Genomic DNA, 20,359 nt, shown 5'->3' with positions numbered 1-20,359 from the left:
GAAAACTATCCAATTAAAAATAGAAGTAGTACAAATAAAAGTTTGTTGATATAAAACAAAAAAAATCGGCTCGGAAACACTATCCAAGCCGATTCTATTATAAACCTTAACCCTAAACTATGAAAAAATATATCTTTAATTTCTTCTAACTGTTGGCTCATTTACGTTCAAAATCTTGAACTCTGTTCGCCTGTTTAATTGATGCTTTCGTTCGCTACAATCCACTCCATCTGCACATCCATTAACTAACATTGCCTCTCCGTAACCACTTGCTAAAAGTCTACCTTCTGATATTCCTCTTTTAGATAAATAAGCTACTACAGCTTTTGCTCTGCTGTCAGATAATGCTTGATTAAAATCAGCTCCTGACCTGCTGTCTGTATGAGACCTAATTTCAATGGCCATGTTTGGATACTTTTTCAAAATTGGTAAAACCGTATTGTCAAGTTCCTTTCTGGCGTCTTTCCGAATCTCTGATTTACCGTAGTTATAGTAAATGTTTTCGATTCTAAATATATCACCTTCAGCAATCATGCCAAGATTCTGTTCGTAAGTTGTATTCTGTTTTCTTTTTGCTTTTACTTTACCTATTTCTTCAGTATTTGTAGCATAATTATCTTTCACTGCCGATACCACATACTTACCTCTTTTTATAGGCTGAAACTCGTATCTACCATCTTTTCCTGTAATTACCGTCTCTGTAGACTCGTCTCTTGTGTTAGTCAAAACCACGGTGGCACCAGCAATTGGCTCATTTGTTAATTCTGACCTAATTACTCCTTTAACCAGCGGTAATTTGGAGGCTATTAGGTTAATTTTAAGTTCTGCATGACCTTCTTCAGTAACATACATATTCTCATACCCTACAGAGTTAGATTCGTAACCTTCCATGAAGGCATTAAAATTAAAGTCTATACCTGTACCCATACATATATTGACCTCTCCCTTACCATCCGTTTTAAATAAATCTTGATTTACCCCGTTTTTGATAAGCCTTATTTCTGCACCCGGTAAAAGCTCATTTGTACTTGCGTCATAAACCAAAACTTTAAGCTCACGACACTTTCTGCCAAAAGCATAAATATCATCATCTGAGTAACCCATCTTTCTGTTTGAAGCAAAGAATCCTGAGTTTCTAGCCCCATCAGTAATTAAACTAAAATCATCTTTTTCAGAGTTAATAGGTGTCCCCAAGTTTTCAGGAAGCGAAACCGCTTTATCATTATCTAACTCAACATAGAAAATATCTAAACCTCCTAAGCCAGCATGGCCGTCAGATGCAAAATAAATATTATCAAACTCATCAATAAAAGGAAACATCTCATTCCCCTCAGAGTTTATATCCCTACCCATGTTTTTAGGGTTACCCCAGTTTCCACCGTTATACTCCACCACATAAATGTCTGTGCCTCCATAACCTCCAGGCATGTCAGAAACAAAGTATAGCTTCGTATTGGCCATATTTAATGATGGATGCCCACATGAGTACTCGTCAGAGTTAAAAGGCAGTTCGTCTATATGGTCCCACTTATTTCCGTCAAATTTGGCAGAGTAAAGTTTCAGCTTATTAATACCATCTTCACTTTTCTCTGATTTGTTTCCTATGTAATTATTTCGTGTAAAAATGACCTGTTTTTGGTCACTAAAAAACGTTACTGGTCCTTCATGATACTTTGAGTTTAGCTTTTTACTGAAGCTTTCTAAGCCCTCGCTTAATGCCGAAATAGCACCACCGCCTTTACTACTTTTAGATAAAGAGGCTACCGTTTTTCCTTTATAATTTATAGAAAGCTTAGTAGTATCAGGATATTCAAACAAATCCAAGAATGGCGTTTGATTATTCATAAACACTCGCTTAATAAACTTATCTTCTTCTCTCGCCGAAACAAAAACTAGCCCTTTACCAAAATATACAGGACTAAAGTCTGCTTGGCTGGAATTTATGGCGTCTAGATATTTTACTTGATATAAAGATGAGTCTCGTGCAAATGTTGACCTGTCCATGTAGGCCACAGTAAAGTTTTTAGCTCTTAAATCACTGCTTTGTCTTTCTCCATAAAGCGAGTAATATTTCTGAGACTCACGGTATTTAGAGTTACTAGCCAAAACTTGTGCAAAGTTTAGGTACTCTTTACTATCTAATATACTCTCATGATTTTTGAATAGGATTCTATAAACCCTCTCGGCATTCGTATGATCTTGTAGCTTCTTGTAGCAAAAAGCTAATTTTGATAAACCTTCAGGAAGGTCTTCATCATCTGCCTTTGCACTTTCTACAAAAGCTTCGTAATTCTTAATGGCTTCCACATAACTTAATCTCTCAAAGTTACGGTTACCCGCTTTAAGGCTAGCTTGCGAATATGACTGAAAAACTATTAGCGTAAAAAAGATTAATAGTCCAGCACATTTCTTCAACATGGACGTTCTTATATTCATTTTCCTATTAGGATTTGCACAACTACTTTCACCCAAAAGCCGTGCCAAAGTCTTTTCCTAATAAGATACACTAGAACTATATCTAGCTCTAAAACTTACAATATGTAACTTGTACTACTTGAGAAGCACTTTTGTCAATTTTAAATTTTTCCGAAATTCTTTGTCCCACCAGCCAAACTATCTCTTTATTGGAGCATAATACCATCATTTTTTCTTTATCAGAAATTGGTATTTTTTCATCAATCAGGTAGTCGGAAACCTTCTTTTTCCCTCTCATTCCGAAGGGTTGAAAAACATCTCCTTTTTGCCAATTTCTTAGTGTTAACGGGTAGGATAATTTTGAAGCATCTAGAAAAGCATTGTCCGCATTCATCAAATCTTTTTTAGCAGGAAATTCCGATAGTTCTCTAAATTTCAAAGTTCCAAAATCAAATTTCTGCTCTTTAGAATCTGCTTCAATTTCTATATTAACCTTTTCTTTAATCTGTTTAAGCAAAGTAACTATCACCGTTTCACGGTCAATTAAAAGGCGATGACTAGCACTCAAAAATTGGCTTCCACTTAAACTTTCTTTAGAGCCCAAAATAGAAGTAGTCACATCATAATTAAAACCTAGTTCTTCCAGCCAAAACTCTATTAAAGCTCTTTTCTTTTCATCGTAGAAAACCTCAAAAGCAATGCTGATACTTTCATTTTCAACTTCTAAATACTCCTTCTTAAAGGCTTCTAACTCGTTTTTGATATAATCTAGAGCACTATTTACCCTTACACTAGTATGATGAAAATTCTCAACCAATTTAGGGTTTAACTTTGCTAATAGTGGAATCACATGATGCCTCACGTGATTTCTATTATACTTGTCAGAAGCGTTAGAACTGTCTTCTCGCCATGGAATGTTATTTAGCTCCGCAAAAGCTTTAATATCATCTTTCTTAGCGAATAGTAAAGGTCGAATCAAATTGCCAGACTTTGGCAGAATCCCTTTTAGGCCACTCAAGCCCGTGCCACGGGTCAAATTCAAAAGAGCTGTCTCTAGAGAATCTTGTGCATGATGAGCTGTAGCCACCCACTTAAGATTATGCTGCTTTAAAAGCTTTTCAAACCAAGGGTATCTTAGGTCGCGAGCAGCCATTTGAGTAGAAATCTTATGCTGGCTAGCAAAACCTAAAGTGTCAAACTTTATGGTTTCAAAAGGAATTCCTCTTTGACGACAGTAAGTTCTTACCATTTCTTCATCGCCATCTGAATGTTCCCCTCGCAGAAAGAAATTACAATGAGCCACCACTATCTTATACTTTGTAGCCTCAAAAAGCCGTAGCATGCACATAGAATCTACCCCACCACTTACGGCGAGTAAAATCCCATCAGAATCTGAAACTTTGACACTAGTCTTAAGGTATGTTAAAAAGGGAATATCCATGGTTTTATAGGGCGTAATGCCACAAAATTACACTAATTTTACGAAGCAATTTCTTAACAATTCTGCACTTGAGGTATATAGTTTTTGTATTTGTACTATTGAGCTCTAGCCAACTTTGGGCTCAGAAGCCACTGAACCCGGCTATTGACAGAGGTCCAAAATCTACTATCCAACTTATCAAAGCGGATTCATTGGTAGTGAATTCTGGCGAAAGTCAGGTTAGAACATTCTATGGTGATGTGCAGTTTCTTCACCGTGGGGTTTATATGAATTGTAGGCGAGCCATTCATAATTCAGGTACCAATAACCTTGTGGCCTACGGCAAAATCAAGATTAACCAGGGTGATACATTGACTATTACGGGTGATACCCTTTATTATGATGGTAACACTCGAATTGCCAAGATTCAAGGTAAAAGGGTTATCATGACTGATGATGAAATGACTTTGGAGTCTACCAAAATGAATTATAACCTAAATACGGATGTGGCCTACTACCCTACTCCTGGAGTGATTCATCAAGACTCCGTTCAGTTAAGTAGTAAAACTGGTTACTATAATACCACCACTAAAATTTTCAATTACTTCGGTGATGTGGAAATTCTCCACCCAGACTTTGTGCTTTGTACAGACTCCCTAGATTATAATAGTTTAACTAAAAGAGCCGATTTTATATCATTCACCACAATAAACTCTCCTGATGGGAATCTTTCTGCCACAAGAGGATATTATTACACGGATTCCCGAAAGTCAAAATTTTATGGTCGCTCGTTAGTAGAAAACGAAGAATACACCTTAGAGGCTGACACCCTAAACTTTGATATGCTAACGGAAGAAGGTTTTGGTGTGGGCAATGTTGCTTTCTTTAGCAAAAAGGACAGCATGTATTTAAATGGAGATTATGGGGAAAAGATAGCTTCGCAAAGGCTAACCAAAATGATTGGAAATACCCTCATGCGTTCTGTTACAGGTGGCGACACACTATACTTAAGAGCGGATTTTATTTATGCCTACCAAAATATTGACGACGTTATAAAAAAAGCATTACCTACTGATAGCAGCGTTACATTTTCAGATAGTCTTTTGACAGATTCTCTTCAAGCAGTTTCAATAAACGATGGCCTCTTAAAAAAAGAGGCTTTGGTATTGGCAAATACATTAATTGACAATACCGCCTCTGAAGATTCCTTAAACATTACTATTCAAGAAATAAACTCAGAAGACACTACACAGACTCAAATGGCGGCCAGCTTAATAGATAGTAGCCAAAACATCTTACAAACCGACACTACCAATATTTCAGCTGCAAATACAGCTATTAAAGACACAACAAAATCAGAGGTTGATAAAATACAGTTTATCATAGCTCACGGAAATGTCAAAATCTATCGCAACGATTTCCAGTCGAAATGTGACTCGCTAAATTATAATCTAGTAGACTCCGTCATAACTTTTATAAGAAGCCCAATTATCTGGAGTGGCGATAGTCAATTAGAAGGTGATACCATCACGGCTAACATGGTCAACAATAAGATTAAGAACATGTTTCTCAATCAAAACAGCTTTGTAGTAGCTAAAGACTCTGTAGGGAATTTCAATCAAATAAAAGGACGAGAAATTTTAGCCTCTTTTGATAATGAAACCAGCATAAAACAAGTGGACGTAGACGGAAACGGTGAAAGTATTTACTACACCCTTGACGATTACAATAAGATGATAGGCTTAAATAAAGTGCAATGCAGTAAGATGCGATTGAACTTCATGGACAGAAAAGTCAAAAGAATAGCCTTTATGGGTAGTGCTGAGTCAAAATTGATTCCACCGTTTGAAATTAAAAGCGACCAACAAAAGCTACCAAACTTCTCTTGGAAAATAGACTCAAAACCCAGCAAAGAAGAAGTGCTTGGCTCAATTTTTGCAGTTATTCCGGTAGACAGTTCTCCGAAAATAGAGTAGTCAAACTCGGTTTTTGAAAAAATATTGTTAAAAAACTAAAAAAAACTACTTAACGGACAACCTTTTGATTCTTTTCTACGTCTATTAGGGAAAGATTGATACTTTTTTATATATTTTTGTAGAAACAAATTTTACTGAATGATTTAAAGTTTACCAAGGAAATGCAAATGTCTAAAAATATAAAACTGTTTTCCTGTGCAGCATTAATGCTTCTAGCCTCTTTTGGCTTGGCTAATGCCCAAGGTAATCAGTCTAGACTTAATATTGGTAAAAATCCAAGTCCTAGTAAAATTTCTACACAACCAGTAAGCTCTTACATTAGTAAAGGCGTTCTTCCTTCTGAAATTTCAGTAAATAGTAACTCTGTAATTAATGAGTTTTATAAAGACCTTTTACTAAAAAATACCAGCAAGGTGATTTCTCCTAAAGCTGTGTACGAAGCAGAAAGTCTAAGCAAGGATAAGCTTTTTGTGGACCAAGAACTTTCAATCTCTAACATCTATCCAAACCCTGCAAATGACTTTGCTTATTTAGATTTTAAACTAAACAGTTCTAAGAAGGCTGCAAAAGTTTCTTTCTATAATATTTTAGGTGGTCAAATGGGAGAGTTTAGTTTAGATTCTTTTGATAACAAACTTACCATTTCTACCAGAACATGGGATAACGGGGTTTACTTTTATCAACTTATTTTAGACGGGAAAAAAGTAGCTACAAAAAAACTACTGGTTAGACACAACTAAGTGTTAATTCTCCTTAAATCAACAAGCATATATAATTATTAAGAAGGGCATGTCGTTCTACTATCGAAGCCTTTTATTACCTTTGCCGAATGAATTTTAAACACCTCCTGAAGCCGCTTTTTTTTCTAGTTGCTTTAGCCCTTTTCACTTCCTGTAACCGTGAGTTTACCAAACTTCAAAAGTCTGGAACTACAGAAAGTAAATACGCAGCTGCCATTAAATATTATAATGAAGCAGACTACTTTCACGCTGGATTACTTTTTGATGAAATAACTCCATTACTTAAAGGAGATTCTACAGCTGAAAAGTCGCAATTTTATAATGCCTACTGTAACTACTATCAGGGTCAGTTTCAGCTAAGTTCATATTTGTTTAAAACCTTTTATGCTACTTATGCCAATAGCCCATATGCAGAAGAGGCTTTCTACATGCACGCCTACTCTATGTTTAAGGATTCGCCTAAATATAATCTAGACCAAACGAGTACTTTAACAGCCATTGAAGCCCTTCAGACTTTTATAAACACATTTCCTAAGAGTCAGTATGCAGAGAGCTGTACACAAAACCTTATAGACCTTAGAGAGCGTTTAGAAAAGAAAGCCTATGAGAAAGCGGTACTCTATTATAATACCAGTGGTGTAACCATTGCTAACTATAAAGCCGCCGTAATTACCATTGATAACTTTAAAAGAGAATTTCCAGACTCTAGGTACAATGAAGAATTAGGCTATATTCAAGTTAAATCTGAATTTGAATTAGCAGAGAACTCTTTCTTCAGAAGACAACATGAGCGTTATGAAAAAGCGATAGAATTTCATGAAGCTTTTGTAGATGCTTATCCTTCTAGTGGCTACGCCAAAGAAATGGCCAAAATATACGAGCAAGCTCAAGCCGCTCTCGCTAAAGTTATAGAACAAGAGGAAGAAATAGAGCGTTTGAAAGAGGAAATGGCAGAAAAGAGACTAAAGGCCGCTGAAGCAGCTAAAGAAGAAGCTCTCCTTACTCCTAAATTAAAATAAACAATCAAAGGGCAATTACAATAAAAATTGTATTTTTGCAATTCGTTTCACAAATAAAGAATAAAAAAACATGGCAGTTAATCCTTCAATAATTACAAGAGATACCGACAAATTGGCGGCCAAGACTGGTAATATATATAAGTCAGTGTTTATTGCTTCTAAAAGAGCAAGACAGATTGCTTTGAAAACCAAAGATGAATTAACATCTAAATTGGCTGAATTTGCTTCTACTGTAGATAATCTTGAAGAAATATTTGAAAACAGAGAGCAAATTGAAATTTCTAAGTTTTATGAGCGTCAACCTAAGCCTACTAGCATGTCTTTGGAAGAGTTTCAAAACGACGAAGTAATATTCAGAGATAAAACAGAAGATAACTCTGAACTAGCATAAGTCTAGTCATTAGCATATTTACAAAAAGCCTGCAATTCATAGAATTGCAGGCTTTTTTATGCTCTGGCGTTCATATTACAAATACCGGAATGTAAAGCATAAGCATAAAAAAAAGCCCAAAGGGCTTTTCTCTATTTATTTCTTACCTGCTTTAGGTGCGATAATAATGGTTAATCTTTTACCTTCTAGCTTTGGTGGGGCCTCTGCTTTACCAAACTCCTCTACCTCTTCTAAAAACCTTCCGATTAATTCGTAACCTCTATCTTTAAAAACTATCTGTCTTCCTACAAAGTGCACAAAGGCTTTAACCTTAGAACCTTCTTGAAGGAAATTTTGAGCATGTTTCAACTTAAACTGAAAATCATGGTCATCAGTATTAGGACCGAACCTAATTTCCTTAATGACAGTTTTTTGCTGCTTAGCCTTAAGCTCTTTTTGCTTCTTTTTCTGCTCGTACTTGAACTTAGAGTAATCTAATACTCTACAAACAGGGGGCTTTGAATTAGGTACAATCTCAATTAGGTCCAACCCTTGCTCTCTTGCTAGTTCCTTTGCTTTATCTATTGGATAAACGCCTTGCTCTATGTTTTCACCTACTAATCTTACCTCCGGAACACGGATTCTATCATTAATTCGATGCTGGTCTTCTTGCCTTACCGGTCTTCTATAATTTTTCCTAAAGTGTTTTGCCATTCAGCAGTATATAATTGAGATTTAATATTTAAAACAAAGAAACCCCTTGTTTCTTAAAAATTTCTTTAAATTTTACCAAAAGTAGGCTTTGCGTTACTTTGCACCAAACTTCGGAATATTTTTATTTATTTCTTTATTGGCAAATGCTACAAATTCTTCAAAAGAAAGCTGGCCAATATCACCTTCTCCTTTTTTTCTAACAGAAATCTTACGCTCTTGCTGTTCTTTTTCTCCAACAATTAGCATTAAAGGAATCTTGTTCATTTCAGCATCACGAATTTTCCTTCCAATTTTCTCATCTCTATGATCAACATAGCCTCTAATGTCTTGCTCCTGCAAGTCAAGGAAGAGTTCATTGGCATAATCCTCATACTTTTCAGATATAGGTAATATGGCAATTTGTTCGGGAGATAACCAAAGTGGGAAATTTCCAGCTGTGTTTTCAATTAGAATAGCTATAAAACGCTCCATAGAACCAAATGGTGCTCTATGTATCATTACAGGTCGGTGTTTTTGGTTATCAGCACCAACATATTCTAATTCGAATCGATTAGGTAACTGATAATCTACTTGGATAGTTCCCAGTTGCCATTTTCTGCCTAATGCATCTTTCACCATAAAGTCTAGTTTAGGGCCATAAAACGCCGCTTCACCATACTCTATCACGGTTTCAAGGTTCTTCTCTGCAGAGGCATTAATAATCGCTTGTTCGGCCTTATCCCAGTCCTCATCATTACCAATATACTTACTCCTATCTTCTTTGCTTCTTAAAGAGATTTGAGCACTAAAATCATCAAATCCCAAAGATTTAAAAACATAAAGCACAAGGTCTATAACCTTTTTAAATTCTTCTTCTACCTGATGATTGGCACAGAAAATATGAGCATCATCTTGCGTAAAGCCTCTTACACGCGTTAAACCATGTAATTCGCCTGACTGCTCATACCTATATACCGTACCAAACTCAGCTAACCTTAGTGGAAGGTCTTTATAACTTCTAGGTCTGGTTTTGAAAATCTCACAGTGATGAGGGCAGTTCATTGGCTTTAGCATAAACTCCTCCCCTTCTTCTGGTGTTTTTATAGGTTGGAATGAATCCTCTCCATATTTCTCCCAGTGGCCTGAAGTTTCATAAAGCTTTTTACTACCAATATGTGGTGTAACCACTGGTAAGTAACCTGCTTTTAGCTGAGCTTTCTTTAAAAAGTTTTCAAGACGCTCACGGAGCATAGCACCCTTTGGCAACCATAATGGCAAGCCCTTTCCTACTTTCTCAGAGAAAGCAAATAGGTCCAGCTCTTGACCAAGTTTTCTATGGTCACGCTTTTTAGCTTCTTCTACCATGGTAAGGTATTCCTTCAGCTCACCTTGCTTAGGGAAAGTTATACCATAAATACGTGTTAACTGTTTATTTGACTGGTCACCTTTAAAAAAGGCACCCGCCACGTTTGTTATTTTCGCAGCTTTTATAAATCCTGTGTTAGGAATATGTGGTCCTCTACATAAGTCTGTAAAGTTACCTTGCTTATAAAATGTAATGCTACCATCTTCTAAACCTTCCAAAAGGTCTAGCTTATACTCGTCATTCTTTTCTTCAAAATAAGACTTCGCATCAGCTTTTGACATAGGAATACGTTCAAACGTGTTCTTTTGTCTCGCTAATTCTATCATCTTAGCTTCTATCTTGCCGAAGTCATTTGATGAAATTGACTGTTCGCCTGCATCTACATCATAGTAAAATCCATTCTCTACAGGTGGTCCTATCCAAAACTTAATGCCAGGATATAAAGCCTCTAATGCTTCTGCCATTAAGTGAGCAGAAGAGTGCCAAAACGTAGATTTCCCGTCCGTGTCTTTCCATGTTAAAAGCTGAACACTTGCGTCTTCATTGATAGGCCTGTTTGAGTCCCAAACTTCACCATTTACTTTTGCAGAAAGCACGTTTCTTGCTAATCCCTCTGAAATCGAAAGAGCCACATCCATTGCAGATGCTCCCTTTTCAAACTCCTTTACACTCCCGTCTGGCAGCGAAATCTTAATCATAAATCTATTTTTATATATCTACCGAGCGATATATCCGCTCTACTAAACTTGTCATTCTTTGATAGGACGTTTCAAAGTCCTCATCTCCAGGAAAAACCCTTTGAGCTTTCAAATACAATTCCTGTGCCTGTTTATACCTTTGAAGGCGTTCTAGGCAATATCCTGCACGAAGATAAATACTTTTTTCCTTTGAAGATTTATCTATGGCTAATTGAAATGTTTCATAGGCTTTTGTGAAATTCCCATACAGCATGTAAATATTGGCGATGTCGCCATTTACAAAACTAGCTTCAGGAGAAATTTCTAAAACCTTGCTATAAACCCTTAAAGCACTATCCTGCTTACCTAGGCGTTCCATTATTTTTCCTCTATTGTGCCAAAGGCCTATATTTTTATCAGAACCTTCTTGCAAAAAGCCTCTTTCAGTCACCTGAACGGCCGAGTCTAACCGACCATCTGACTTCAAATATGCTTTTGCTAAATAATCATAAGACTCAGGGTTAGCCTTATCTAACAATAAAGCCTGCTGTAGCACATTTACCGCAGCTCCTAGGCTATCTTTCTTTAAAAACCAACTACCCTTAATTCTTAAGGCTTCAGCATTTTCTGGCATCACCTTGAGAGCTTCATCTATATATTGTGAAGCCAAATTAAGGCTATCTACCTCTAAATACAGTTTTGACAGGTGTGTATAAAACAGTGGCGATTCTAAACCTGCCCCTGCCGCTAATTCAGCAGTTAAAACACTTTCATTTAACTGATTAAGCTTAAAAAGAATTTGAGACTTTAAAAACGTAAGCTGTTGATTATTTGGTTCTAAACCACTCGCTTGTTCTACATCTTTTAAGGCCTCTTGCTGCCTACCTAATTTGTAAAGAACTTTAGCTCTTTTAAATAGAGCCTCTCCTGAAATAGTATTCTCGGCTATCACACTATTTAATTTAGTGAGACTTAAGCTATCTTGATGAGCAATGTTTATCTCGCCAATTTCAGCCAAGGCGGTGCCATTCCTTTGGTTTTTGGCACAAGAAATAAATAATAAAACAGCAATGAGTGGAAGGAAACGCAATTCTATTCTTAAAAATGAACCACAAAGTTGTGAATTTTTTATGGCTGATTAAAGTAATTTCTAATAAGGTTTTTGATTAACCTCCACTGGCTATCTTAGTTAAATAAATGGTCTTTCTTATTTGAGTGAAACTAGCAGGTGTATCTTGCCTTTTTTTGCCGAAAAGTCCACGCTTTTTCTTTGTCTCACTCTTAACCACATTATCATTGACAGACATGGCTTCCATCTTGCTTTTACTTCCTTCTGCTATGAAATAGTTTCCGTACCAAAACTGCACTTCAGAATAAGAAGGTAAATAGGGCATATTTTTCACGCCCTTCTCTTCATCAGAAAGTTTATAGAGCAAGGGTTTTGTTCCAATATTAAAATTATTAGCCGCTAAATCTCCCTTTAGACAGTAAGACACCGCCCCTCTTTCATTATAAGCCAAAGCTTGCTGAACTTGACCCGATAAATTATTGATGTCAATTCTATTGGAAGTAATCAAATCGCCTTCTGGCGTCAATTCCATTACAAAACCAGTAGGATAATGATATCCTCTAAATACTTGCCTTGTAGTGCTGTTTCCTCTTTGATTATAATAACCATACCTACTTCCATATCGGCTACGGCCATAACCTCCACCATACGGTGAGTTATAAGGGTTGTATGGGTCTTGCTCGGTTATTGATTGATACTGTGCTTTAAGAAAAACGCCGCCAAAAATGATGCTCCCGTTTCCTTCAAGTGGCTTATTAGATAAGAAATTATATGATTTAAGTATTTCTTGAATGTTTTCAACCGACAAGCTTCTGTTTCCTTTTAAGAGTGAAGTAAATGAATAGGTTTTCATGTCGCCCCCATCTGAAAGGTTATAAACATAAACGCCCTTATCTCCTATACTAGATTGATACGTTCCTAGCACAACTTTTTTGCCATTGCTTAATCTAACTAGTTTTCCGTCTAAAGGAAACTTACCACCTTTTTGTTTAATCTCTGTTTTGAAAAGAACTGCACCTGTGGTATCTAAAATGGCATGTGTAACAAATGCATCTTTGATAAACTCTCCTTTTTTCTTCTTTTCATTAGAATAGCCTTTCTGCTTTACAGACCAAAGGCTCTCTATTTGGTTCCTTTCTGGTAAATACTCAAACAGATTGACCGAAACGGAACCTAGAATGGTACTGTCTTCTTTAAGTTCACCAATTTCCGTATTAAAATTATGTTCAAAAAATGCAGCCCCTTTGGCGTTAGCTCCAGCCATTAAGACTTTATCGTTTAGGAAAACATAATCTTGATCTATAAAATATTCGCGTAGCTCAAAGCCGTCTTGATTTACCTCCCCAGATGTTAAGTTAAATTGAAAAACTTGGTAATACATACCACTGGTTTCAGAGAAAAGCAGGCTTATGCGGTCATTTGCAACAGTATAAGCTTTAGGTTCATCCTCGGCATCTAGAAAAACCTCTTTCTCCCATAGTTTTTCTAAGTTTTTATCAAACCTAAAAACGGCCGCCTTGGTAACATCTGTTTTTACAATAAGTATCAAGCCCTGCTCTTCTAAAGGGATTAGCATTTGCCAAGTAGGTCTTCCTAAAACCTCCACTTGAACGTTTTTCTCTAACTGAGCAAAAACAGTACTAGTAGATAGAAGCAAAAACAAAAAAAGATATTTCATAAAATGACAATCTGGTTTTTGAAGCAAACCCTGCTTTGTTATTATTTTTCAGACATTTCAATGATGATGTGAAAGGCCTCTCTTGGTACTGGCTGAACAGACAAACGCTGTAGCTTTACCAAAGCAATATCTTTCAAACGTTCATCGTCCTTGATTTCTTGTAATGTAACGCCTCTTTGCAGTTTTTTTACGGGTTCTAAATCTACCACCACCCAGCGGTCATCATCTGTGGTAGGGTCTTGATAAAATTCTTTAACCACTTTAGCTATGCCTACTACGTCCTTTCCTTTATTAGAATGATAAAAAAGAACAAGGTCGTCTACCTTCATATCTTTCATATGCTTTCTGGCTGCATAATTCCGCACGCCATCCCAGTGGTCACGTCCTAATGTCACAAAATCATCCCACGAATAAGTATCGGATTCTGTCTTTACTAACCAATAGTTCATAATGTGTTCTTTTAAAGTATTCTAAAGATTATTGAGCTTCTAATACCGTTAACGAATCTCCAATACTAATAATGCCGTCTTCCAAAATTTCTGCTGTGATACCTCCATGACCTCGCATGGCGTTATAGCCTCCTTCACCTAAATTCTTCTCCATTCTGGAGCAAGGATGACAGTAGCCCGTCATTTTCAACTTTGCTGTACCCAATGTAAAAGTAAGGTCTTTTAGAGCCAAAAGGTTGGTTCCGGAGATGACAACATTACGGCGGAGTTCCTGAGGATTGATAGATTCTAGCCCCAAAATGTCAGCAACAGCTTTAATATGCTCTACCTGAATCAAGGTTACTTGTCGTTTCTTGTTTTTGCCTTTGTAATGGTCGCCAGTTAAGCCTTTTGATACCGTGGCAGTAACTTCATTAACTTCTTTGAGAGCTACTGCTCTTTCCTCCCTTTTACCTATCCACGTTACCTTACCCGATTTTGGGAAGCTTCTCATCAACTGCTTTATGTCCATATTTTTGAATCTTAGGGTATGATTTGCACAGTGCCGTAATTCCGCAGGCCTCACATTTAGGTGTTCTGGCCAAACAAGTATAACGACCGTGTAATATTAGCCAGTGATGTGCTTTAGGAATAATTTCGTCAGAAAACTCTTTGACCAATTCTTTTTCTACCGTTAAAGGTGTTTTGGCCTTCAAAGAAACCAAACCTAAACGATGAGAAACTCTAAACACATGCGTATCTACCGCCATGGTAGGCAAATTATGTATAACAGAGGCTATTACATTGGCTGTTTTGCGACCTACGCCTGGAAGTTTAACCAACTCCTCTATAGTGCCAGGTACCACATCATTAAACTCGTCTATTAGCATTCTCCCTAAACCTACTAAGTGCTTGGCCTTATTATTAGGATAAGAAATACTTCTAATAATTTGAAAAACGTCTTCCTGAGTGGCTGCCGCCAAAGCGTTTGCATTTGGATAAGCGTCAAAAAGATATGGGGTCACCATATTGACACGTTTATCTGTACATTGTGCTGAAAGCACCACAGCTACTATTAATTCATAAGGATTGGTGTATTGTAACTCGGTTTCTGGATTAGGCTGATGTTCAGAAAAATACTCAACAATACCTGCGTAACGTTCTTTCTTGGTCATTAATAGTAAATCTTAGGGCGTTTATCTTACGTTTTTTCTTCTGTTCTTTTCAAAGTCTTCCAATACAAAACCACCAAGGCCATCTAAATTAGAATAATAGGCTCTTCCATTATTCACTTTGGTAAAGTCTCTTACAAATTGCTTTAAATAAGGATCAGAAGCAATCATAAAAGTGGTAATAGGAATATTCAGCCTTCTTGCCTGTGCAGCAATAGTCAGTGTTTTATTGACAATCTTTCGGTCTAAACCAAAAGCATTTTTATAATAATTGATACCTTCTTTAAGACAAGTAGGTTTTCCATCAGTAATCATGAATACCTGCTTATTCTTGGTTTTTCTTCTTCTTAATAAATCCATGGCTAGTTCAAGACCAGCCACTGTATTGGTATGATATGGGCCTACTTCTAAATAAGGGATATCTTTTAGTTTGATAGTCCAAGCATCATTTCCAAAAACTAGAATATCTAAATTATCTTTCGGATAGCGTGTTTTGATAAGCTCTGCCATGGCTAGAGCTACCTTTTTTGCTGGTGTGATTCTATCTTCTCCATATAATATCATAGAATGACTGATATCAATCATTAATACGGTAGAAGTATTTAGATTAGTTTCGGTGTCTACCACTTCTAGGTCTTTCTCTGTCAATCTAAAATCATCTCCTAAGCCACTGTTGACCTGAGCGTTTTTCAAACTCTCCGTCATACTGATTTGCTCTAAACTATCGCCAAACTGGAAAGGCCTTATATCGCTGCTCTTCTCTCCCCCTTGTCCAGGAAACTTTGATTTATGGTTTCCGCCGCCTTTTGACCTCTTAAGTTTACCGAAAATCTCATCTAGGCTACGCTTTCTTATGCTTTGTTCACTCTTAGGTGTCATGGTCATACCTCCGCCACCTTCTTGCTCTTCTTCCTTTATATAGCCATTATCTTTTAGGTCTTGGATAAAGTCTGCCATGGCATAGGTATCATCCGTAATATTATAACGTCTGTCTAGCTCATTCATATAATTAAGAGCTTCGCTTACATCGCCCGCAAAAATCAGAAGCAGTTGCTGAAAGATGTCTAGTAGTTTTTCAAAACTAGCACCACCCTTCATTTCTGGTTTAAAATCTGTAAAACGGAATCCTTTCATAATTTCAATTTATATTAAAGGTACATAAGAATGTATAACCTTTTATTTAAAACACAGCCCTACCCTTTTTGGTTTTCCTTCTAACAATTTATTAGTATATACCTAAAAATAGTAGATTCAGACCTAAAACAAGGCTTACCCTTCCTACACTTAAAATAAATATTAGTCCTTCGAAAAACCTCGTTAATATATAACTACACCATTTAATCACTCCATTTTCTAACAAATCTTCCGTTTATCGAAAAGTCATGACCGTTTATCGAAAAATATGATGAACGTCATCTTTCACTATATATCTTTGAATTACTAAAGCACGGAGGAATTATCTAAAACACTCTAACGCTTCTAAAGAACAAGGAAAATGAAAAAAGTATTATTGTTAGTTTCGGTTTTGATTTTTACTGCTCAAGCAGCTTTCTCATTAGATAATAAGAATGGCGGAACTACAAACAATAGTGCAATAAGCGTTTCTAACTTTTCTTTAAACAAGTTAGGCTCACAAGTTAAAGTTTCTTGGTTTTCTACAGAGGGTAGTGATTTTGAATCAATCGTTTTAGAAAAGGCAGAGAACATTGAAGATTTCAAGTCTTTACAATCTTTCAGCAGCTACAATTCTGCAAAAGCTCTTAGATATATATCTGTAGACCTTAAGCCAGCTATTGGTCAAAACAATTACAGACTTAAAATAGTGAACAAAGACGGAAGCGAAACCTACTCTGAAGTTATTTCAATAGGTGTAAAACCTGAAGTAGAAAAAGAAGTAGCTCCTGCTCCTGTTAAAAGAAAAGTTCAAAATAATAAATACGGTTTAGAAACTTTAAATTTATTCAGCTCTAATCAAATTATTAATGCTGCATAAGTCTTTAGTACTCGCTCGCTAGAATGCTTACTTAGAATACTCGCTCGCTAGAATGCTTACTTAGAATACTCGCTCGCTAGAACGCTTACTTAGATTTACGCTCGCTAGAACGCTTACTTAGATTTACGCTCGCTAGAACGCTTACTTAGATTTACGCTCGCTAGAACGCTTACTTAGATTTACGCTCGCTAGAACGCTTACTTAGATTAATGCTCGCTAGAATGCTTACTTAGATTAATGCTCGCTAGAACGCTTACTTAGATTAATGCTCGCTAGAACGCTTACTTAGATTAATGCTCGCTAGAATGCTTACTTAGATTAATGCTCGCTAGAATGCTTACTTAGATTAACGCTCGCTAGAATGCTTACTTAGATTAACGCTCGCTAGAATGTTTACTTAATCACTGAAGAGACAATTAAGCTTAAAAACCTTCCTCTATTTTAGAATATTAAGCTTTTCTAAAAACTCTGATTTAGTTCTTCTGCTAATTGGAATTTCTCTACCACCTGCTATAAGATTATTGTCATCTACGTCCTTTACCTTACTTAGATTGACAAGAAAAGAACGATGCACTCTAAAAAAGGCATCGCCCAATTTTTCTCCCAAACTCTTCATGGTAGCATGCACTATATGAACATTTGATTTAGTATAAATCTTAACATAGTCACTAAGATTCTCTACATACGTTATATCATCTATTGCAAGCCTAATATGTTTCTTATCTGATTTGATGAAAATGTCATTATCTGCAGCTTCAGTTTCTTTAGGATTGTGTTTCTCTAAAGACATCACTTTTGTCACAGCCGAGTTAAACCTATCTAGGTTGATAGGTTTCAAAATATAATCAACAATATCATGCTGATAGGCTTCAAAAGCATAGGCTGAGCTAGAGGTGGTCATAATAACAGAGGGCGGATTAGCCAGCCTCTTTAATAAATCAAAACCATTAAGTTCCCCCATTTCTACATCAAGCCATATTAGGTCAACGTCTATGGTTTCTAAAAAAACTAGAGCATCCTCTGCAGACTCAAAGGACTGCAAATGCTCTAAAGAGTCATGCTTCACGCACAAATGCTCAAGCATTTTTCTAGCTAAGATATCATCTTCTACTACAATACTTCTTAATTTCACTTCATAGGCTTTTTAAGTGAGTCGTGTAATTTATAGTCCTGACTAAATTTAGTTTTCTTCCAAAGCTAATAAAAAAGCATATCTCAATGCAACATCGTGCAAATAATCAAACCTTCCTGATGCACCACCATGCCCAAAATCCATGTTAGTTTTTAGAAGTACCACATTATCATCAGTTTTTAAGTCTCTTAGTTTTGCAACCCATTTAGCTGGCTCAAAATATTGCACCTGAGAATCATGTAAACCTGTGGTTACTAATAAATTCGGATAGTCCTTTGCCTCAATATTTTCATAAGGAGAATAACTTTTCATGTACTCGTAAGCTTCTTTCTCATTTGGATTACCCCACTCATCATACTCATTAGTAGTTAATGGAATATCTTCATCTAACATGGTATTGACCACATCCACAAAAGGAACATCAGCTATCATACCATGATACAAATCTGGAGCCAAATTAGCCACAGCCCCCATTAACAAACCTCCAGCAGAACCGCCATTGGCATAAAGATGCTCTGAAGAGGTATAACCTTCGGCTATTAGGAATTTACCACAATCAATGAAATCATTAAAAGTGTTCATCTTTTTCATCAGTTTTCCGTCAAGATACCAATGTCTTCCCATTTCTTGCCCTCCTCTAATATGAGCTATCGCAAAAGCAAAACCTCTATCTAAAAGACTTAGACGACTGCTACTAAAAGAGGCATCCATGCTGTAGCCATATGAACCATAAGCATATTCTAGTACAGGAGATTTGCCATTTTTTTCAAAGTCTTTTTTGTAAACAATAGAGATAGGCACCTTTACACCATCTCTTGCGGTAGCATAAAGTCTTTCTGTAACATATTCAGATTTATCATAGCCTCCTAAAACCTCTTGCTGCTTAAGCAAGGTCTTCTCTCGACTATCCATATCATAATCAAAAACCGAGCTTGGCGTAATCATAGAGGTATATCTGTACCTCAGAAGATTAGTATCAAAGCTTCTGTTTCCTGCCAAACCAGCATCATAAGTGGCTTCATCAAAAGAAATAAGGTGCTCTTTTCCCGTACTAAGGTTTTGAACATTTAATTCCGTCAAACCATTTTTACGCTGCTGAATAACCAAATAGTTTTTAAATTCATCAATTCCTTCTATTAATACCGCCGTATCATGAGCTTTATAAGATTTCCAATTTTCTTTGTTGGTAGCCGTAAGTGGCGATTCCATCAGTTTGAAATTCTCGGCACCATCGGCATTTGTTCTAATAATAAAACGGTCTTCTAGTGCAGCCACGTCATAAAGCACATCTTTGATTCTCGGCTGAAATACTTTAAAATCGGCATTTGCCTCATTGGCATTAATAAATCTAGCCTCTGACGAGGTAGTAGCCATGGAGTAAATCCAAATCCACTCGCTGTTTTTACTCTTATAAACGCCTATATAATTTGATTTATCCTTCTCCTCGTAAACTAGTTTGTCTTTTGACACTTCAGTACCTAGCTTGTGACTGTATATTTTCTCTGAAAGAAGTGTTACAGGATTCTTAGCTGTGTAAAATAGCGTAGAGTTATCATTTGCCCAAACTGGGTCACCTTCAGTATTAGCTATCTTATCTTTGAGGATTTCACCTGTTTGTAAGTTTTTAACATATATGGTGTACTCTCTTCTGGATATTTCATCAACAGCATAAGCCAGCAAATTATTATCTTCGCTGATACTCATGCCAGTGGCTGCAAAATATGCTTTACCCTCCGCCATAGCGTCCACATCAAGTAGTATCTCCTCGGGAGCTTCCATGCTTCCCTTTCTACGGCAATACTTATAGTACTCTTTACCTTCTTCCGTTCTAGAATAATAGTAATAGCCATTTTTAAGATAAGGCACACTTTCATCCTTCTCTTTTATTCTGCCTTTCATTTCATTGCAAAGCTCTGTTTGAAGGGCTTCCGTTTTGCCCATCTTAGTTTTCAAATAGGCATTTTCTGCTTCTAAATAGTCTACTACATTCTGGCTATCAGGCCCTTTTCCAAAATAATCATACATCCAGTAATAAGGGTCGGCCACCGAATCGCCATGAATAGTTCTAATATGTTCTTTTTTCTCTGCTATGGGAGCTTTGGCGTCAGGCCATTGATAAGGCATTTTTTCAGATTTTGGTGTACAAGCTGTCAAAACGGCAAAAATAAAGATTAGGTTCTTCATGGTCTTATGTTTAAAGTCATTATCCTT

General features: G+C 36.5%; 17 protein-coding genes. 5 read left to right on the top strand and 12 right to left on the bottom strand.

Annotation, left to right across the window (positions count from 1 at the left end; genetic code table 11):
* Positions 1–135 precede the first annotated feature (135 nt).
* On the bottom strand, positions 136–2,436 hold the full coding sequence (locus tag AC0L6O_RS09620) for a carboxypeptidase regulatory-like domain-containing protein (RefSeq protein ID WP_473308130.1): 2,301 nt from the start codon (positions 2,434–2,436) through the stop codon (positions 136–138).
* An 88-nt stretch (positions 2,437–2,524) separates the two neighbouring features.
* On the bottom strand, positions 2,525–3,856 hold the full coding sequence (gene tilS / locus AC0L6O_RS09615; RefSeq protein WP_473308128.1) for a tRNA lysidine(34) synthetase TilS: 1,332 nt from the start codon (positions 3,854–3,856) through the stop codon (positions 2,525–2,527).
* A 68-nt stretch (positions 3,857–3,924) separates the two neighbouring features.
* Between tilS and AC0L6O_RS09610 the strand changes: the two genes are divergently transcribed.
* The 4 genes from AC0L6O_RS09610 (at position 3,925) to AC0L6O_RS09595 (ending at position 7,961) form a co-directional block, all read left to right on the top strand.
* Positions 3,925–5,811 (top strand): OstA-like protein, encoded by a 1,887-nt coding sequence (locus AC0L6O_RS09610; protein ID WP_473308126.1) that lies wholly within the window; start codon positions 3,925–3,927, stop codon positions 5,809–5,811.
* A gap of 167 nt (positions 5,812–5,978) precedes the next feature.
* Positions 5,979–6,551, top strand: a complete 573-nt coding sequence (locus tag AC0L6O_RS09605; protein WP_473308124.1) for a T9SS type A sorting domain-containing protein — start codon at positions 5,979–5,981, stop codon at positions 6,549–6,551.
* A gap of 89 nt (positions 6,552–6,640) precedes the next feature.
* Entirely contained in the window at positions 6,641–7,570 is a 930-nt protein-coding gene (locus tag AC0L6O_RS09600) for an outer membrane protein assembly factor BamD (RefSeq protein ID WP_473308122.1), read from the top strand.
* Between the two features lie 70 nt (positions 7,571–7,640).
* The gene (locus AC0L6O_RS09595; protein ID WP_473308120.1) at positions 7,641–7,961 is read left to right on the top strand and encodes a DNA-directed RNA polymerase subunit omega; all 321 of its coding nucleotides are present in this window, start codon (positions 7,641–7,643) and stop codon (positions 7,959–7,961) included.
* A gap of 135 nt (positions 7,962–8,096) precedes the next feature.
* Here AC0L6O_RS09595 and infC read toward each other — a convergent pair whose 3' ends face one another.
* The 8 genes from infC to AC0L6O_RS09555 form a co-directional block, all read right to left on the bottom strand.
* Positions 8,097–8,654: a translation initiation factor IF-3 gene (infC, locus tag AC0L6O_RS09590; RefSeq protein WP_341228638.1), complete on the bottom strand. Its 558-nt coding sequence runs from the start codon at positions 8,652–8,654 to the stop codon at positions 8,097–8,099.
* A 93-nt stretch (positions 8,655–8,747) separates the two neighbouring features.
* On the bottom strand, positions 8,748–10,697 hold the full coding sequence (thrS, locus tag AC0L6O_RS09585) for a threonine--tRNA ligase (RefSeq protein WP_473308119.1): 1,950 nt from the start codon (positions 10,695–10,697) through the stop codon (positions 8,748–8,750).
* A 10-nt stretch (positions 10,698–10,707) separates the two neighbouring features.
* Entirely contained in the window at positions 10,708–11,766 is a 1,059-nt protein-coding gene (locus tag AC0L6O_RS09580; RefSeq protein WP_473308118.1) for a tetratricopeptide repeat protein, read from the bottom strand.
* A 76-nt stretch (positions 11,767–11,842) separates the two neighbouring features.
* Positions 11,843–13,423, bottom strand: a complete 1,581-nt coding sequence (locus AC0L6O_RS09575) for a hypothetical protein (RefSeq protein ID WP_473308117.1) — start codon at positions 13,421–13,423, stop codon at positions 11,843–11,845.
* A gap of 41 nt (positions 13,424–13,464) precedes the next feature.
* Positions 13,465–13,872 (bottom strand): EVE domain-containing protein, encoded by a 408-nt coding sequence (locus tag AC0L6O_RS09570; RefSeq protein ID WP_473308115.1) that lies wholly within the window; start codon positions 13,870–13,872, stop codon positions 13,465–13,467.
* Between the two features lie 28 nt (positions 13,873–13,900).
* Positions 13,901–14,383 (bottom strand): MOSC domain-containing protein, encoded by a 483-nt coding sequence (locus AC0L6O_RS09565; RefSeq protein ID WP_473308113.1) that lies wholly within the window; start codon positions 14,381–14,383, stop codon positions 13,901–13,903.
* Entirely contained in the window at positions 14,340–15,026 is a 687-nt protein-coding gene (nth, locus tag AC0L6O_RS09560; RefSeq protein WP_473308111.1) for an endonuclease III, read from the bottom strand. The genes AC0L6O_RS09565 and nth overlap by 44 nt, the downstream gene beginning before the upstream one ends.
* A gap of 21 nt (positions 15,027–15,047) precedes the next feature.
* A complete protein-coding gene (locus AC0L6O_RS09555) occupies positions 15,048–16,157 on the bottom strand; it encodes a vWA domain-containing protein (RefSeq protein ID WP_473308110.1) in 1,110 nt (369 codons plus the stop codon).
* A gap of 361 nt (positions 16,158–16,518) precedes the next feature.
* Between AC0L6O_RS09555 and AC0L6O_RS09550 the strand changes: the two genes are divergently transcribed.
* Complete coding sequence (locus AC0L6O_RS09550) at positions 16,519–17,016, top strand: hypothetical protein (protein WP_473308108.1); 498 nt, start codon at positions 16,519–16,521, stop codon at positions 17,014–17,016.
* Positions 17,017–17,452: 436 nt separating this feature from the next.
* On the opposite strand, the gene AC0L6O_RS09545 is transcribed toward AC0L6O_RS09550, so the two are convergent.
* Both AC0L6O_RS09545 and AC0L6O_RS09540 read right to left on the bottom strand, forming a co-directional pair.
* Positions 17,453–18,148, bottom strand: a complete 696-nt coding sequence (locus tag AC0L6O_RS09545; RefSeq protein ID WP_473308107.1) for a LytR/AlgR family response regulator transcription factor — start codon at positions 18,146–18,148, stop codon at positions 17,453–17,455.
* A gap of 48 nt (positions 18,149–18,196) precedes the next feature.
* Positions 18,197–20,332, bottom strand: a complete 2,136-nt coding sequence (locus AC0L6O_RS09540; RefSeq protein WP_473308105.1) for a S9 family peptidase — start codon at positions 20,330–20,332, stop codon at positions 18,197–18,199.
* Between the last annotated feature and the right edge of the window lie 27 nt (positions 20,333–20,359).

It is taken from the genome of Arcticibacterium sp. GJ41-1 (assembly GCF_055808875.1).
This window is presented reverse-complemented; position numbering and strand designations above follow the sequence as displayed.

Excerpts from the sequence above, each read along its gene's own strand:
- AC0L6O_RS09620 (WP_473308130.1), bottom strand. The coding sequence starts at position 2,436 with ATGAATATAAGAACGTCCATGTTGAAGAAATGTGCTGGACTATTAATC.
- tilS (WP_473308128.1), bottom strand. The coding sequence starts at position 3,856 with ATGGATATTCCCTTTTTAACATACCTTAAGACTAGTGTCAAAGTTTCA.
- AC0L6O_RS09605 (WP_473308124.1), top strand. The coding sequence starts at position 5,979 with ATGTCTAAAAATATAAAACTGTTTTCCTGTGCAGCATTAATGCTTCTA.
- AC0L6O_RS09600 (WP_473308122.1), top strand. The coding sequence starts at position 6,641 with ATGAATTTTAAACACCTCCTGAAGCCGCTTTTTTTTCTAGTTGCTTTA.
- AC0L6O_RS09595 (WP_473308120.1), top strand. The coding sequence starts at position 7,641 with ATGGCAGTTAATCCTTCAATAATTACAAGAGATACCGACAAATTGGCG.
- infC (WP_341228638.1), bottom strand. The coding sequence starts at position 8,654 with ATGGCAAAACACTTTAGGAAAAATTATAGAAGACCGGTAAGGCAAGAA.
- thrS (WP_473308119.1), bottom strand. The coding sequence starts at position 10,697 with ATGATTAAGATTTCGCTGCCAGACGGGAGTGTAAAGGAGTTTGAAAAG.
- AC0L6O_RS09575 (WP_473308117.1), bottom strand. The coding sequence starts at position 13,423 with ATGAAATATCTTTTTTTGTTTTTGCTTCTATCTACTAGTACTGTTTTT.
- AC0L6O_RS09570 (WP_473308115.1), bottom strand. The coding sequence starts at position 13,872 with ATGAACTATTGGTTAGTAAAGACAGAATCCGATACTTATTCGTGGGAT.
- AC0L6O_RS09565 (WP_473308113.1), bottom strand. The coding sequence starts at position 14,383 with ATGGACATAAAGCAGTTGATGAGAAGCTTCCCAAAATCGGGTAAGGTA.
- nth (WP_473308111.1), bottom strand. The coding sequence starts at position 15,026 with ATGACCAAGAAAGAACGTTACGCAGGTATTGTTGAGTATTTTTCTGAA.
- AC0L6O_RS09555 (WP_473308110.1), bottom strand. The coding sequence starts at position 16,157 with ATGAAAGGATTCCGTTTTACAGATTTTAAACCAGAAATGAAGGGTGGT.
- AC0L6O_RS09550 (WP_473308108.1), top strand. The coding sequence starts at position 16,519 with ATGAAAAAAGTATTATTGTTAGTTTCGGTTTTGATTTTTACTGCTCAA.
- AC0L6O_RS09540 (WP_473308105.1), bottom strand. The coding sequence starts at position 20,332 with ATGAAGAACCTAATCTTTATTTTTGCCGTTTTGACAGCTTGTACACCA.